This is a genomic window from Paenibacillus vietnamensis (genome assembly GCF_020169515.1).
GTDB lineage: Bacteria > Bacillota > Bacilli > Paenibacillales > Paenibacillaceae > Pristimantibacillus > Pristimantibacillus vietnamensis.
In genome coordinates this window covers 982,177-998,383 of the sequence record NZ_JAHMHW010000001.1, presented here as the reverse complement: position 1 = coordinate 998,383, position 16,207 = coordinate 982,177, and the positions used below count along the sequence as shown (strand labels likewise).

Below are 16,207 nucleotides of genomic sequence, written 5' to 3'. Positions count from 1 at the left end.
TTCATGAAAGCTGTGTCGGCATACAAAGGCAAGATCGGCATTACGGAGATCGAAATAACGGCGCCGCCGCCAGGGCATGTGCTTATCCGCACCGAATATTCGGCAATCAGCCCGGGTACCGAGCTGTCCTTCCTCAGGCGGACTTCGGATCAGCAGGTAATACTGGGGTATAGCGCGGTCGGGATCGTCGAGCAGCTGGGCGAGGGAGTTGCCGGCATAACGGCCGGCCAGCGCGTCGCATGCTACGGGGCGCCCTACGTCAAGCATGCGGAAATGCTGACCGTTCCGTGCAACTTGACGGCGCCCGTTCCCGATCATGTGTCGCCGGAGGAGGCCGCTTTCGCTGGCTTGGGAGCAATCGCGATCCACGCGCTGCGGACGGCGGAGCTCCGTTTCGGCGAATCGGCGGTCGTCGTCGGGCTCGGCATCCTCGGACAGATGATCGGCCAAATCGCCTCAGCGGCGGCGTTCCGCGTGATCGGCCTCGATTTGTCGGCCGGCCGAGCGGAGCTGCTTAATAGGCCGGGCAAGATCAGCTCGTTCGCTAGCCTGGAGCTCATGGAGGAGCATATGCGGGAGGCGACCGGCGGTTATGGCGCGGACAGCGTCCTTCTGTGCGCGGGAGGACCCGGGGAGGAGCTGATCAACCAGTCGCTTGGCTGGATCCGCGACCGGGGGAACATCGTGATTGTCGGCGATATGACAACCTCATTTTCCCGCGGGCTGATGTTCGCCAAGGAAGCGCAGGTGCTCATTTCCCGCGCCGGCGGGCCGGGCCGGTACGATTCCAGCTACGAAAGGGATAACCGCGATTATCCGATCGCCCATGTGCGATGGACCGAGGGAAGGAATATCGGAGAGTACGTTCGTTTGCTTGCCGAACGGCGGATCGAGATACGGCCGCTTATCACGAATATCGTGCCGTTCGAGCAGGCGGAGGCGGCGTACGGCAGCTACGAAGCCTCGAAAGATGTTATGGGAACGCTCCTTCGGTACGGCACATGAGACATTTCCCGGGGATCCCATTCGCAGATGATACGGATCCACTTATTTAAAGACAACTAAGAGACATGACATAAAATTGAATTGAATCCTCTAAAGAAACCATCCTGCCATGAAGTGTAATGAGATGAGAATGAAGGAGGCTGTTTCATGAATATTAGAAAATGTCGTGTATTCTCGATTATGCTTTGCGCCATCCTCTTGCTTTCCGGCCTGGGAGCTCCGGCTGCTTCGGCAGACACCGGGCGGCTTTCCCAGAAGACATTCGGCACGCCCGAGGAGCTTCTCATTCCGAATAACTATACGGTTGCCGTCTTTAACGGTACGCTTGGCAGAGAAGACGGCCGGAATGTGCTTTATGCGACTAGCAAGGGAAAACCGGGCCATCTCAATGTCATCGATCTGGAGGATTATAAGCTGCTGCGCAGCATTCCGATCGCTCCGTCGGAAAGCTCTTGGGCTCATACGGTGGCGCCGGACGGCACTTTATTTCTTGCAGCTGACGGAGGGGGAGCGCGGCTGTGGAGTTACTCGCCGGTTACGCATGTGCCGACCCAAGCGGCCCAATTCGACGGGCAGTCCGTTCCAAACAGCATCACGACGGACGAACAGGGACGCGTCTACGTCGGCACTTATCCCGGAGGCAAGGTGTACCGTTACGATCCGGTTACCGGGGAGACGAGAGATTACGGCCGCATGATCGGGCAGCTGGATCAGGAATACGTTCGTTCGATCGCGTATCAGGGCGGTCATATCTATGCGGGTACCGCACATAAGCAAATCGTGAAGCTCAATGTCGAAACAGGCGAAAAAACGGACATCGCCGCTTTGCTCACGGTCAAGGAGGACACGGTTTATGACCTGAGCACGATCGACGACCGGTATTTGCTGGCCCGTTATACGGACGGGAGCGGCATCCCAGGGGAAGCCTTCATTTACGATACCCGGACGGAGGCCTGGCTGGATGTCGTGCTGGACAATGTAACGGGGCTGCATGCCGCAGACTCGCTTGATGGCAAGCTGTATTTTATGTCGGACAAAAAGCTGAAGACCTTCGATTTGACGACGCACGAGGTGGAGCTGACCGGCATGGAGTACACAAGCGGCTTTCGCGGCGCGGATTGGGCCGAATTTCCGAACCATCCCGAGCTGCCGGGCAAATCGCTGGTGACCGTCCGATACGACGGCGGGGTCACGATTATGAATATCGAGACGAAGCAGGTACATTTACTGCCTCCGGTCATTCCGGGACTGCCGGGTGTAGTAAATCGGCTTGCAAGCGTAAGTCCTACGCAGCTCATCACGACAGGCTCACAGGCACGTTCTTCCCTCGTGGATCTGACGAATAATACGGCAAAGCCTTTCAGCATCGGCCAGGCAGACAGCGTATATACGGTCGGTACCAAAGTTTATTTGGGCGTATACCCGGAAGGCGGCTTATACGAGTATGACTTGGCAGCTGAACCGGGATCTGACAATCCAAAGCGGCTTGCCGTACTCGGTAACGACCAGGAGAGACTGGTCAACATGACCGGAGGACGTGGCAAGCTGTATATTTCCACCATTTCCGGTTACGGCACGTTAGGCGGATCGTTGACAGTTTACGATCTGGCCACCGGAAGCTTAGACGTTCATCGTAACGTTGTCGACAACCAAAGCGTGCTAAGCACAGCGTTACTGGACGGCAAGCTGTTTGGCTCCACCACGATTCGCGGCGGACTTGGCTCCGAACCGACGGAGGAGGAAGCGAAAATTTTCGTTTGGGATACCGAAACCGAGAAGAAAATAGCTGAGTTTCCGCTTCGAATCCCTGGGCTGGAAAAGCCGATTTATATAGGCGATTTGTCGATCGGACCTGACGGACTCGTTTGGGGGGCTTCATACGAATTTATTTTTGCTATCGATCCGGATACGTATGAGATTGTTAAGAGCAAAAAGATTTATCCGAAGCTGAATTTCAGCCAGTGGGCGCATCATCCGCTGCGGTGGTCCGAGGACGGTCTGCTGTACGTCTTATTCAATAACAAATTAACCGTGATCGATCCGGAAACGCTGGATTTCCGCACGCTCGCCGATACGTCTCGCTTCGATCTGGGGATGGACGGCCAGCTTTATTTTACGGATCAAGCTACGAATACAATTCTGTATCGCATGGAGGTGGACGGGGAAATCGTCGAGGAACCGCCGGGCATTCCGGTACCGGTAGCAAATTCCGGCTTTGAGGATCCCTCGACAGGCAGCGCGGTGCCTGGCTGGACTTCCTTGTTTGCAACCGGAATCGACTATTATTATGAGGTAAGCGACAGCCGCAGCTTATCGGGAAGCAGGAGCCTGAAAATGACGGATAAGCTGAGAACCGCTTCCGTTGCCTTGCAAAGCGATAAGCTGCCAATTAAACCGGGCGAAGATTATGAAGCGGGCGTTAACGTGTATATTGAATCCGGCCAGCCGGGCTTCATGTTCCGGTTTTTTGATGATAAAAACGCAACGATTTCGACCTTGGAAATCCATCTGGATGAGTCCAGGCTTGCCCAGTGGCAGAAAGTTTCACTAAAAGGAAAAGCGCCGGCAGGGGCCGCATACGCGAGGCTTATTGCAGTGACGAGCCGGTACAATATGTCTTCTGCTTATTACGACGACTTCTACGTCAGCATGAAGGACATGCGGCCGCCGGTTTCCAGCGCATCCTTAAGCCCAGCACCGAATGTGGACGGCTGGATTAATCAGGACGCCGTTCTGACGATTACATCGGAAACCGCCGCTTCGATCACGTATGCCGCGGAAGGCGCCGTGACCATCGAGGAAACCTCGGCGAAAGGAAAGTCGGTCCAAATACCTGTCGCCAGGGAAGGAGTCACAAGCGTGAAGTACGCTGGCGTCAGCGCATACGGAATCAAGGAGACGAGCAAGGAGATCCAGATTCGTCTCGATAAAACCGTTCCGGTCGTTCAGTTTACGGGTGAGACGGTCTACTCGGTCGAGCAGGACGTGCTTATCGGGTGCAACGCTTCCGATAGCCTCTCCGGCCTGACCGGAGACACCTGTGCGAAGCCGTTGGTCAGCGGGCCGGCCTATAGCCTGGAGCCGGGAGCCCATACCATTTCAGTAACGGCTTCGGATATTGCAGGCAATTCGGTTACGTCAGAAATGGAATACGAAATTCGGGTCACGTATGAAGGGATGTGTGCGCTTGCAAGCGAATTTACTGAAGAGCATCCCGGGATCGGTAAGGCGCTGTGCAGTAACCTGCTGCTTGCCCAAAAAGCAGAGGAAAACGGAAACCTTCAGGTGAAAGAGAGTCTGGTCAAAGTGTTCAAGCAGCAGGTACAGGCATACGCCGGCAAAAAAATGACAAACGAGCAAGCGCAAATTCTGACCCGGCTTGTGGACGCTGTGGGTATTTCGTAACTAAAACAAAGGCGGGGATTTCGTGGAACTGGCCATTATGAGCTTCAATTTGCGGGTAGATGTGCTGCAGGACGGACCGAATGCTTGGCCGTATCGCGCGGCGGAAGCGGCTCAGGCGATAGTAGCCTCGGGCGCCGCGATCGTTTGCACACAGGAAGGCACCTTTGAAATGCTCCGAAAATTGGAAAGCTTATTACCCGAATTCGAATGGCTGGGAGAGGGGCGGGAAGGCGGCCGCGAAGGCGAGCATTGCGCAATCTTTTATCGCCGGAGCCTGTTGGCCGGTTTAGAGTTTGGCACCTTCGGGCTATCTGAAAAGCCCGAGAAGCTAGGATATAAAAGTTGGAGCTCCAATTGTCCGCGAATTTGCACCTGGGTGAAGCTGCAGGAGCAGGGCGGAAAGGAATTTTACGTATTCAACACTCATCTCGATCATATTAGCGGGGAAGCAAGAACGAAGGGGATCCGGCTGGTTGCAGGACGGATGACAAGCATGGGAGGCGGACTGCCGGTAGTGCTTACGGGAGATTTTAATGACGGGCCGGCGAGCGAGGTGAACGGCATTCTTAAGCAGTCTGGACTTGTGGATGCCTATTCGGTTTCAACGGAAACGGACATCGGCTGTACGTACCATGGATTTTTGGGCGGCAATGAGGGAGAGCCGATCGATTATATTTTCACTTCCCCAAATGTTCGCATGGAAGCGGTGCACGTAGACAGGACGATGTACAACGGCCGTTATCCGTCCGATCATTATCCGGTTACGGTGCGGTTACAGCTATAACATGTCGGGAGATTAGACGATTGCAGGTGGACGGCTAGTCCAAATGGTCAAAAATAAGTTATAATGGGGGGAAGAAAAAAATAGGAAAGTGGGAACAGCATGGGTCGCAAGTGGAATAACATTAAAGAAAAGAAGGCATCGAAGGATGCCAATACGAGCCGGATTTATGCCAAATTCGGCGTTGAAATTTACGTGGCAGCCAAGAAGGGCGAGCCGGATCCTGAATCGAACCGCGCTCTGAAGGTCGTACTGGAACGCGCTAAAACCTATAACGTTCCGAAAGCGATCATCGACCGCGCGCTGGACAAAGCAAAAGGCAGCGCCGATGAAATATACGAGGAGCTCCGCTACGAAGGCTTTGGCCCGAACGGCTCCATGGTCATTGTCGATGCTCTTACAAATAACGTGAATCGTACGGCTCCAGCCGTCCGTTCGGTATTCAACAAAAACGGCGGCAACATGGGCGTCAGCGGCTCGGTCGCATACATGTTCGATTCAACGGCCGTTATCGGCGTCAGCGGCAAAACGGTTGACGAAGTTATCGAAATTTTGCTGGAGGCCGACGTGGACGTCAAAGACGTGCTTGAAGAAGACGAAACCGTTATGGTGTATGCGGAGCCGGATCAATTCCATGCTGTGCAGGAAGCATTCAAACAAGTCGGCATCACCGAATTTACGGTAGCCGAGCTGACGATGCTGGCGCAAAACTACGTGACGCTTCCAGAAGAATCCATAGCGCAGTTTGAGAAGCTGATCGACGCGCTTGAAGATCTTGAAGATGTTCAGCAGGTTTATCATAACGTGGAATTTGAAGAGTAATTGATGTTTATGAATTGAAGTGTAAATAATGAAAAGAACCAAATTCTGATCCGGAAGGAAATGAATTTGGTTCTTTTTAAAATAAGTGAAAAATCGATCGGCGAGTCAGGTTATTATTGTTTACTATACTACTTCTTCACAAAACTCGTATTTTGTACATATGTCCTATGATCGGGTTAATCCCTTATGCACCAAGGTTTTGCTTATAACGTGTCACATTATATATCATTATCAATCCTCTATTTCTTTTCTCCCCTTTAAAAAATAAGTTAATTTGATTTATAACATTATCATAATTGAATAATTGAACTTCATTTATGCAATTAGTCTTCTAAAGGATAACTTAACGCTTAATAAAACCGGCAGCGAATTTATGATCTGCTGCCGGTTTCTAGTAATGGATATTCCAGTTAAGTCTTCTTTTACACGTCACTTATTTATTACCGAGTTGTTCCGCCAAACCGATTAGAAGTCCTTCATTTCCACGAATGTAGCAGAGCCGATACGAGTCCTTATACTGAACCACTTCGCCAACGAGCTGAGCACCACACTTAGTGGTGAGTCTGGATACCATTTCGTCAATGTCTTCAACGGTGAACATGACGCGTAGGTAACCGAGGGCATTTACTGGAGCCGTTCGATGATCTGATATAATTGGTGGTGTAAGAAATCTCGAAAGTTCAAGTCGGCTGTGGCCATCTGGAGTAACCAACATAGCAATCTCTACACACTGTGAACCCAGTCCGGTTACGCGACCAGCCCATTCCCCTTCGACAGTAGCTCGCCCTTCGAGCTTCAAGCCAATCTCCTCGAAAAAAGAGATAGCGTCATCAAGGGATTCTACAACGATACTAATATTGTCCATTCTTAGTAATTTGTTTTTCACCATCGTTTTATCTCCTTATGTGTTCAAATTTAACCTGATCATCTTCATATATATTCTAGCAACATTTGCTAATTCCTTCCAAACTACAATTTAATCAACACTTTTGTGCCGTCCTGAGCCTAGACTCCGACCAGAACCGTCCCTTTGCAACGTTGCAGCTCCTTGATGAGCTGTCTGATCGCTTGCTTCGTGCTTCGGTTCACAATCATCATGATTCATTTGTAATTTAAATTTGTGATTCTCCGTTAAAGTACAACCCACCAAATCGATTTTGATTTGGTGGGTGTTTTCAGCTATTACAATATTTCGATATACCCTTCTGTTCCATTCACGCGAATTTGCTGCCCATCTTTTATCAGCTTGGTAGCATTCTCCACCCCGACAACCGCCGGCAAGCCATATTCACGTGCGATAACTGCACCATGCGTCATCAGCCCGCCAACTTCGGTGACTAGCCCTTTTATGGATACAAATAATGGTGTCCATCCAGGGTCGGTAAAGGAGGTGACTAATATATCTCCATCTTCCAGATAGGCATTTTCCATGTTCAAAATGACACGCGCTCTTCCTTCTATAACTCCGGAAGAAACGGCAAGACCTGCAATTGCTGCGTCTGGGAGGCCTCCCCGATTGTACTTACCGGTAATGATTTCCCCATCAGACGTGATAACGCGTGGCGGGGTAAGCTTTTCATATCCTTTGTACTCGTCTTTTCGTTTGCTGATGATCCGGTAATCGAGTTTATTTGTACGAACGACTTCGTGAAGCTCTTCAAAAGAGAGATAGTATATATCTTCTTTATCAAGAATAACGCCCGTTTGTACGAGTTGTTCGGCTTCTTTCAGTAAAGCTTGCTTATAAACGAAGTAGCGATTAACCATGCCGTATTTGGGATATTCCCGGTAACCGATGAAATTCCGGATGAGGTCGATCATTCGTTTTGTTTCTTTGGCTTTTTGTTCACCATCCGGTAATTGCTTCAATCGATCAATTAACACTTGTTCTTTTTCCATAGCTTCCTGGCGCCCTTGCTCAAATTTCCGTTTGCCGGCTTTAGGCTCAAAGTTTTTGATGTTACCAAGAATCATGGGGACTAGGGTAATTGGTTTTTCACTCCAACGAGTTTTCGTAATATCGATTTCTCCGGTACATCGCATTCCGTATTTGCTGAGAAAATCGCAGATAGCGCCTCGGGTTTCCCTTCCTCCATCAAACTTAACCAATTCATCCAGAAAGTTATCTTTGTTTGTATGCTGCAAATAATCAATCACTTCCGGATAAGGGCGAATCACATCCGCGACATCCAATAGTGCCAGACCCATTTCTGAAGTAATATTGTTAGGTACAGATTGAGAAAGCGTATCTGCTGCGTTTTTTTCGCCTAGCCACTCGTTCATGTTTTCATTGATCCATGATGTAGCATTCATAGCAGCCATAAACACAGCCGTACTTTGCGGGTCAAATAAGATTGTTTTTAATTGCTGGATATCTTCCAAAATAAAATCAAACAAATCCGCTCCCGATTTCGATTGGATGTTTTGTTTTAACTCTTCTATCGAAGTTTGACTACGCTTAATCAAATCGGAAACGATTGTCGGATCGTTCTCGAATTGTGCCGGCATATCTGTATTACTTCTGCCCGGAATCGGCGCTGTTTGATCATTTGGTAACAATTTTATAAAATCTCGCTCTATTATGGTCATGAGTGCGCCTGTGATGAGCGGATCGGATGCCAGGGTATTTAATAAGGTTTCCCGGCCGGCAGGTGTAGCCAGTCTAGGTGCAATATCAACAAACAACCTCCCGCCGGCTTTACGCATAGGAGCAGGAGTAATTAACAGGTAAAATGACAATCCCAATGGTTTTATGGGATCTGTCATCATTTGTTGATGGCCAACAGACAGATAAACGTGATTTTCTTGATCATTCGCTTCAGGGATCGGGTATAAAGTAGTGATTGGCCGGCTCTGGACAATATAAAATGTATCGTCAACCAAACACCATTCGATATCTTGCGGGCATCCAAAATAAGCTTCAATTTGTCTACCGATGTGCGCCAGCTGTAAAATTTGTTGCTCAGTGAGTGTTTGAGACATCTGCTGATCAAGATCGACCTGCTTTGTCTCTGTTCCGCCGTCTTCCTTTCCATAAACAGCTAATTTTTTTGCTGCAATCCTCTTTTCGACGATTTCCCCTTCCTGCACTTTATAGCTATCGGCAGATACCAATCCGGATACCAATGCTTCTCCTAGTCCGAAACTGGCATCGATAGATAACAGCTTTCTGTTGGAGGAGATCGGATCGGCGGTAAATAAAATGCCTGAAGCCTGCGGGAAAACCATTCTTTGAACGATAACGGATATATAAACCTGCTTATGGTCAAAATCATTTTGCATACGGTAAATTACCGCGCGATCCGTGAATAGGGATGCCCAGCATTTGCTGATATGCTGCAAGATCGCCTCTTTGCCGATAATATTTAAATAGGTATCTTGCTGACCGGCAAAAGAAGCATGCGGTAAATCTTCAGCAGTCGCGCTGGATCGCACGGCATATGCATGTTCATTACCAAACTGGGAGAGATAGTGAGCAACTGCTTTCACAACATCGGAAGGAATTTCTACTTCCATAATGATTTCTCGAATCTTTCTGCTGAGTTCACCAATCTGATCTCGATCTTTTACTTTTAGCATTGTTAGCTGATCAAGCAAAGCCCGATACGTTTCGTTTTGTTCAAAGGCTTTTTGAAATCCCACGGTTGTAATACAAAATCCTTCCGGTACTTCGATTCCTTCAATCTTTGATAACTCCCCTAAATTCAACCCTTTTCCGCCAACCAGCCCAAGCTGCGTTTTTTCTATTTCCTTAAAACCGAGAACCAAACAACTCATTCAAAATCTCCCCTAACCATTATATTGAGAAAAAACATTTGACAAGAGTTTTCCGGCATGGTACAATTAAACTGTAAGATGAACTAATTATGTCTTCATGCTAAGTAAGCGTTGTGATCTGATTATATCATCGTGTCTTTTTATATGCAATATACTAGAACCTGATAAAGCATCTCAGGTTCTTTTTTATTTCCGCTCATCCTTAGTCCGTCATTAACTTGATGTTTTTTTACAGCCTGCCGAACAAAGGAAAAAGGCTTCATCCCGTGACTAAGGGACGAAGCCTTTTTTGGATATCTCGAAAATAAGTCGTACCACTGCTCCCCCACCGTTAAGGCCAGTCAGCTTCCAGGGCAGGCCGGTCGGGCGGCGGACTTACATGAGCGGCGCCTCTCCGGCCAGTGTTCGCTGCAGGAATTCGAGCGTCCGCGTAAACGCGTCGCGGGCTGCGTCAGGATGAAACGAAGGACGCGTGTCGTTAAAGAACGCATGCTGCGCACCGCGGTATATGCGATGCTCGAATGATTTTCCGGCCGCTTCGAGCGCCGCCGCGAATGCGGGAACGGCGTCTGTGATCCGCTTGTCCAGCTCCCCGTACAGCCCGAGCAGCGGACAGCCGATGTCCGAAAGGAGTTCGCCTGCCGGCGGGTTGCCGTAAAAAATAACGGCTCCGCTCAGCCCGGCGTCCTTCGCAGCCAATGCGGCGGACAAGGCGCCTCCCAAGCAGAAGCCGACAGATGCTACGCCGCGGCCACGGGAAGGTGCGAAGGAACCGCGCAACCAAGCCGATGCGGTCGTAATCCGGTGAATGAAATCCGGAAAGCGCCCGCCCAGGTCAAACAACTGCCCGAGCGTCTCCTCGATCGTGCTTCCCCGATCCGCGGGCAGCGCGGAGAGCGCCTCCTTCCGCTTCTCGCCATCCCGCCATGCGGCCGGTGGAATCGTGTTCAGAAACCTCTTCGCGTCCCCGATCCGTTCCTCGGAAAGCGCCCCAGCCGGTTCGCCGTTCTCGGCGAACAGATCGGGCGCGAATGCGACGTAGCCCGCCCGGGCGAACCGTTCGGTCACATCGCGAATATGCTCGTCCACCCCCCAAATTTCCTGCAGCACAATGACGGCAGGAAGCGGCTCCCCGGCATGTGCCGGTCTAGCCGCATAGCCGCGATATTCACCGTCCGCTCCATAGCGAACCCACTCGGTGATCAAACTCATTTTTTCTCTGCCTCCTCCGATTACCGTCCTCTGTCGGCGGCTTGCATCTCCTGCTCGAGGGCAGGATAATTTCACCATAGCACCGTCCCGGAGACCCGTCAATCGCCCCATTAAACCTCGCCCTTTTACATTGGGGGTTAATCTCCTCCGCCTCCTCCACCGTCGCAGCCGCCGTCGAAGTCTCCGGAATCTCCATATAGGACCGGAGAACCGTCGTTCTTACCTCGTTTCAGGCGCTTATGGGCGGTCTCCTGATCCGCTCTGGAAATTACCCCCCACGCAATCATGATAAATATAAAAATAATCACCAAAATAACTAACATTCGTATCCTCTTTAGTTTCCTCATTAAGGAAATGTTAGCACGATATTGTAAATAAAACATGAATTCAAGGCCCTATTTGTTTTAAATGACAGAAAAATATTCCATTCCGAACGCAAAAAAGATGACGCCAGCTGCTCGTATGGCATCATCTTATTCTCTAATACTTTATGAATTGTCTTTCTTATCCTTATAACTCTTGACCTTGCATTCTTTGCTGGCTTCCGAGACATTGCCGGCATCGTCGACCGCCTTAACCGTGAAACGGTATTCCGCATCCGGTAAGAGCCCGGATACTTGGAAGGATAATTCACCAGATGTGAAACCGATCAGAACGGTTCCTTCATAGATTTCATACCTGACGACGCCGACGTTATCCGATGCCGGAGCCCAAGTCAGGTCCACCGTTTCAGCCGTCCGGTTGTCGGCTTTAGGTATTGTCGGGGCGGTCGGAGACTGCAGATCGGTCGCCTTGGTCGTAACGGAAAGCGCCGGGCTAGCCTCTGATACGTTGCCGGCCTCATCCCTCGCCCGAACCGTGAAGCTGTAAGCGGTAGCCGGTGTTAGTCCTGTCGCCGTGAAGCTCAGGGCTCCATCGGTTGTTCCGATCAGCGTCGCTCCTTCAAAGACATCATAGCCGATCACGCTGATATTGTCCGTCGACGCCGTCCAAGAAAGCTCCGCCGTCGTATCCGTATGCTCCAGGGACGTTAGTTCCTCCGGCGCCGAGGGGGCCTCAGTATCCGGAGGATCGTTGGTCGTAACGGAAAGCGCCGGGCTGGCCTCCGATACGTTGCCGGCCTCATCCCTCGCCCGAACCGTGAAGCTGTAAGCGGTCGCCGGTGTTAGTCCCGTCGCCGTGAAGCTCAGGGCTCCATCGGTTGTTCCGATCAGCGTCGCTCCTTCATAAATATCATAGCCGGTCACGCTGATATTGTCCGTCGACGCCGCCCAAGAAAGCTCCGCCGTCGTATCCGTCTGCGCCTGAGACGTTAGTTCCGCCGGCGCCGAGGGGGCCTCGGTATCCGGCGCATCGTAGGTCACGGTCCAGCTGCCGAAATCATAAACGTAACTTTCTCCTCCATGATCTATAGTAAGTAAATCACCGTTATAGTCTTGGTGCATATACGGATTATCCATGAGAGGCCAGCTGCCGTAAGCGACCGCCTGACCGTTCAGCTTGCGGTTATTGTTGTAGGGTCCGGGATACTGATAAGTAATGTCCATCTGATCGCCCGATAACGCCGTATAGATCAGCCGTGGATTCGTTTCGTCCAGGTGCGAAGCGTCGATGACGGTATTTGCCAGTATGTCGTCCTTGAAGCGGCTCAGCTCAAGTGCCAAACGGTCTTCTTCAGGCAGCGCATCCTCCTCGGCGAGACCGTAATCGCTTGCGGAGACGACCTCCAGGACGACGCCGTTTTTGTTGTACGCGCTTCTCAGCGTCTTAAACAGCTGAGAGTTGATTGTGCGGTCGGGGGCCCATGTATAGCCTTTGACCGGTTTGACCGCGAGCAGCGTACTGCCGCCGTGGATGAATACCCACCCGGAATCTTCGGCGATTAGCTTCGCGGCTTCCGTGGAGATCGGGCCTTCGATATACTGCAGAATCGGATCCGTCCCGTTGATGGTGCCGCTGGTCGGGATTTTGTAGACGCCGATCAACGCTCCGTTATGCTGCATGACCTGCTCGTAGAACGTGGCGCCTTTGTAATCGCCGGCCAGCCTTGGATGCGTCATGAAGAAGGTGCTGCCGGGCTCCTCGGAATCCCAACGGGCGAGCCAGCGCCTTGCCTGATCCGCCCAACCGAGATTGTTCAGCTCGACTTGGCTGGCAAGCCCGAATTTGTCCGTGATATAGCTGTATTTGCTCGTGCGCGTATTCCAGTTTCCGTTTTCTTTATGGACGTAAGGCACGCTTCTGTCCTGGCCGATCCGCTCCAGAATGGCAGGCATCCGGTACGTGCTCGTTGCATTCGATACGGAGTAATGAGCTTCCGTCGCGTGATCGCTCAAGGATGCCGGATAGCTTGGCGTTCTACCTCCCCAGAGAAGCCAGTTCTGAATCGTCGAAGCGGCTCCTTCCTGAGGCGTTACGCTGACGGGATAGACGCGCAGCGTTGAAGAGACGTAATAGCCGTTCGTCCACTCCGCTCCGATATTGGCCAGCATCCATTCCAGTGTCATTTTCGCTTTCATCTTCAGCTCCGAATCCTGAACAAATTCGGCCAACAGCATCAGGCAGTTAACGGTCATAGCGTTATAAGTGGGAGAGTCGTACTCGGCGAGCCCTTTGTGCACATACTGGTTCATGATCGCTTCCAGCTCCGCCTTGTTTCCGGCTAATTCAATTCCCGCGTTCGACCAGTCCGGCCACGTCTGCGCTACCAGGTATCCAGCCGTCTTGTACATCAGCTTGTGGTTCTCGGTGGATCCGTTGGACGTGTAATAGGTTATCTTGGCGTTAGTGGTCAGATCGGTTTTTACTTTCTCCTGCAAGGCGCTGGAATACAGGTGCCCGAATTTCAAATACGTTTCGATATCATTCAAATAGTAGAACATCGCTCCGGGATGGCTTCCGTTATTCAGCGAGTTCACCCAGGTGAGCGCGGTGCTGACGTCCGTGTTTGTGGCAAAGCGGGCTTGCGCGTAAAAGAACCAATGGTTGTTAAAGTTGGTCGGCGTGGCGGACGCGAAGACTTCCAGCAGCTGTTCGGCCCGTTTATCGAAAGTGTCGGCCGCTGCATGGGCTGCCGGAGGCGGAGAACTCACTGCGATGGGAAGCGTCAATGCCAGTGTCAGAATCAGCAGCTTGCCGAAACTCACTCGGATCGTCCTGGAATGCTTAAAGAACATGTTTCCTTTTCACCTCATCCGATTATTTGAGTGCACAAGATCATAGTAGAAGATAAATTTTCCGGATTATAGTGCTTAAACCGAAGGTTTCGTTGTTGATTCCGCATGTGATCGGCTAACCTGAGAAATGAATACCGAATGCTGCAGTTTCAGGACTACTGCCCGCCCTACCCTTTGACGCCCGATAAATTGACGCCGCGTATGATTTGCTTCTGGAGCAATATAAACACAAGCAGCGGAGGAAGCATCACAATCGTCAGCACGCCGAATTGAACGTTGACGCCGATCGAATTGTTTTCGCCCGAAATCACATATTTGTAAACAGCCGTAGCAATCGGATACTTATCGGCGTCTGATAGAAGAATACCCGTCCAAAACCACTCATTCCATACATAGGTAAAACCGAAAATAAACAGCGTCGATACAATCGGCATAGAGAGCGGAATGGCCAGCTGCAGGAAACAGCGCAGCTCGGAAGCGCCGTCGATGCGGGCCGCTTCGAACAGTTCCTTGTTCAGCTCGTCAAAAAAGTTTTTGAGCAGCAAAATCCAGAACGCGTTGGCTGCCGCCGGCAGCCACAGCGCCCAGTAGGTATTGATGAGCCCAAGCTCTTTCAGATTCAAATAATTAGGAATCATATAGGTCGAGCCGGGAATGAGCAGCGTGCACATAAAAAACAGCGTAAAGCCTTTGCGGTACGGGATACTCAGATGTGCCAAACTGAAGGAAGCCATTCCGATAAATAAAATGGAAAAAAACATCGTACCGCCAAAAATGTACATCGTATTCAAAAAATATTTTCCGAAGCTGATAAATTCCCAGCCTTCCGTAAAGTTGGTCCATACCCACTCCTGCGGAAGCAATTTGGGAGGAAACGTAAAAATATCCCGTTTTGACTTAAAAGCATTAAATATCGTCGTTAGAAACGGGTATATCATCGTGACGGTCAAACCTGCAAGCGCAGCAACCATAACCGTGTATACGACGCGCACAATCGGGTTCCGCAAATCCTGGTTGGAAATCATACCCCTTTCACGTGAATCCATCAAGCGTGGTCCTCCTTTCGTTGAAGGCGATAAAGCGCAACCGACAGTGAGGTCAGAACGACAAACATAAGCACGCCCATAGCCGATGCTTTGCCAAAGTCGAATTTATAAAATCCGTTTTTCACCACATGCAGCATATAGGTTAAAGTGGCGTTGTTCGGCCCGCCGTCCGTCATCGCCAAGTGAGCCTCGTACGATTGGCTGGTGCTGATGAACTGCATAACAAACATTAACAGAAAAATCATTTTGATGGAGGGAAGCGTGATATAGATAATACGATGCCAAACCCTAGCGCCGTCGATTTCGGCCGCCTCATACAGGTCCTTCGGCACGCCGAGTATGGCTGCAAGATAAATAAGTGTCGTTGCACCGAAATGCTGCCATGTACTCATGAAAACAATGGAGGCCATCGCCCACATTTTATCCGTCAGCCACCGGACCGGTTCGATGGATAACCAGCCCAGAAACTGGTTGACCGGGCCGATCGGATCATACAGCCATTTCCACATGCCGTACAGGACGACGGCCGGAACGATGTTCGGCAAATATACAATCAGGCGGGCCGTTCCCCGAAACCAGCGAAGCTCGGACAGAGCCAAAGCGGCGACGCTCGGCACCCAGAATCCGATCACAAGGCCGAGAAAAACGTAATACAGTGTATTTTTGACCGCTATCAGTATTGCATCGTCTTCGAATACCCTCCTGTAATTTTCGAACCCGACAAAGCTGTTTCCATGAATGACGTCCACATTTGTCATGCTGTAATATATACTCATGACTATCGGTTTCCACTGGAAAACACTAAAAATAATAATTTCCGGCAAAAGGAACAAAAGCCCCCACAGGTAAGGCCTCCACCTGCGAAGCGCGGTGTGCAAGCTTGGCGTTAGAGGTTTCCCAATCTGTTTCACCTTAGCTTCCATAATAAACCTCCCGGCTTCCCGATTGAGATGGAATCCGATCCGGCTTCAATCGCACCGGAT

10 protein-coding genes are annotated in these 16,207 nt (G+C 50.8%); 4 read left to right on the top strand and 6 right to left on the bottom strand.

Going from position 1 to position 16,207, the window contains the following annotated elements; genetic code table 11:
• Nucleotides 1-3: 3 nt before the first annotated feature.
• The 4 genes from KP806_RS04390 to KP806_RS04375 all read left to right on the top strand — a co-directional run bounded on the left by KP806_RS04390 (nt 4) and on the right by KP806_RS04375 (nt 6,013).
• On the top strand, nt 4-1,005 hold the full coding sequence (locus KP806_RS04390; RefSeq protein WP_224722315.1) for a zinc-dependent alcohol dehydrogenase: 1,002 nt from the start codon (nt 4-6) through the stop codon (nt 1,003-1,005).
• Between the two features lie 147 nt (nt 1,006-1,152).
• Nucleotides 1,153-4,410 (top strand): PQQ-binding-like beta-propeller repeat protein, encoded by a 3,258-nt coding sequence (locus KP806_RS04385; RefSeq protein WP_224722314.1) that lies wholly within the window; start codon nt 1,153-1,155, stop codon nt 4,408-4,410.
• A gap of 22 nt (nt 4,411-4,432) precedes the next feature.
• A complete protein-coding gene (locus KP806_RS04380; protein WP_224722313.1) occupies nt 4,433-5,194 on the top strand; it encodes an endonuclease/exonuclease/phosphatase family protein in 762 nt (253 codons plus the stop codon).
• A gap of 99 nt (nt 5,195-5,293) precedes the next feature.
• Entirely contained in the window at nt 5,294-6,013 is a 720-nt protein-coding gene (locus tag KP806_RS04375; RefSeq protein WP_224722312.1) for a YebC/PmpR family DNA-binding transcriptional regulator, read from the top strand.
• Nucleotides 6,014-6,446: 433 nt separating this feature from the next.
• Here the strand turns inward: KP806_RS04375 and KP806_RS04370 are convergent, their stop codons facing one another.
• From KP806_RS04370 to KP806_RS04345, 6 genes are all read right to left on the bottom strand, one after another.
• Nucleotides 6,447-6,902 (bottom strand): VOC family protein, encoded by a 456-nt coding sequence (locus tag KP806_RS04370; protein ID WP_224722311.1) that lies wholly within the window; start codon nt 6,900-6,902, stop codon nt 6,447-6,449.
• A gap of 293 nt (nt 6,903-7,195) precedes the next feature.
• Nucleotides 7,196-9,790 carry a phosphoenolpyruvate synthase gene (gene ppsA / locus KP806_RS04365; protein WP_224722310.1) on the bottom strand — a complete coding sequence of 865 codons (2,595 nt, stop codon included), beginning with the start codon at nt 9,788-9,790 and terminating at the stop codon, nt 7,196-7,198.
• 375 nt (nt 9,791-10,165) lie between these two features.
• Nucleotides 10,166-11,002 (bottom strand): dienelactone hydrolase family protein, encoded by an 837-nt coding sequence (locus KP806_RS04360; RefSeq protein WP_224722309.1) that lies wholly within the window; start codon nt 11,000-11,002, stop codon nt 10,166-10,168.
• A gap of 488 nt (nt 11,003-11,490) precedes the next feature.
• A complete protein-coding gene (locus KP806_RS04355; protein WP_224722308.1) occupies nt 11,491-14,178 on the bottom strand; it encodes a fibronectin type III domain-containing protein in 2,688 nt (895 codons plus the stop codon).
• A gap of 167 nt (nt 14,179-14,345) precedes the next feature.
• Complete coding sequence (locus tag KP806_RS04350; protein ID WP_224722307.1) at nt 14,346-15,224, bottom strand: carbohydrate ABC transporter permease; 879 nt, start codon at nt 15,222-15,224, stop codon at nt 14,346-14,348.
• Nucleotides 15,224-16,147 carry a carbohydrate ABC transporter permease gene (locus KP806_RS04345; RefSeq protein ID WP_224722306.1) on the bottom strand — a complete coding sequence of 308 codons (924 nt, stop codon included), beginning with the start codon at nt 16,145-16,147 and terminating at the stop codon, nt 15,224-15,226. The genes KP806_RS04350 and KP806_RS04345 overlap by 1 nt, the downstream gene beginning before the upstream one ends.
• Nucleotides 16,148-16,207 lie beyond the last annotated feature (60 nt).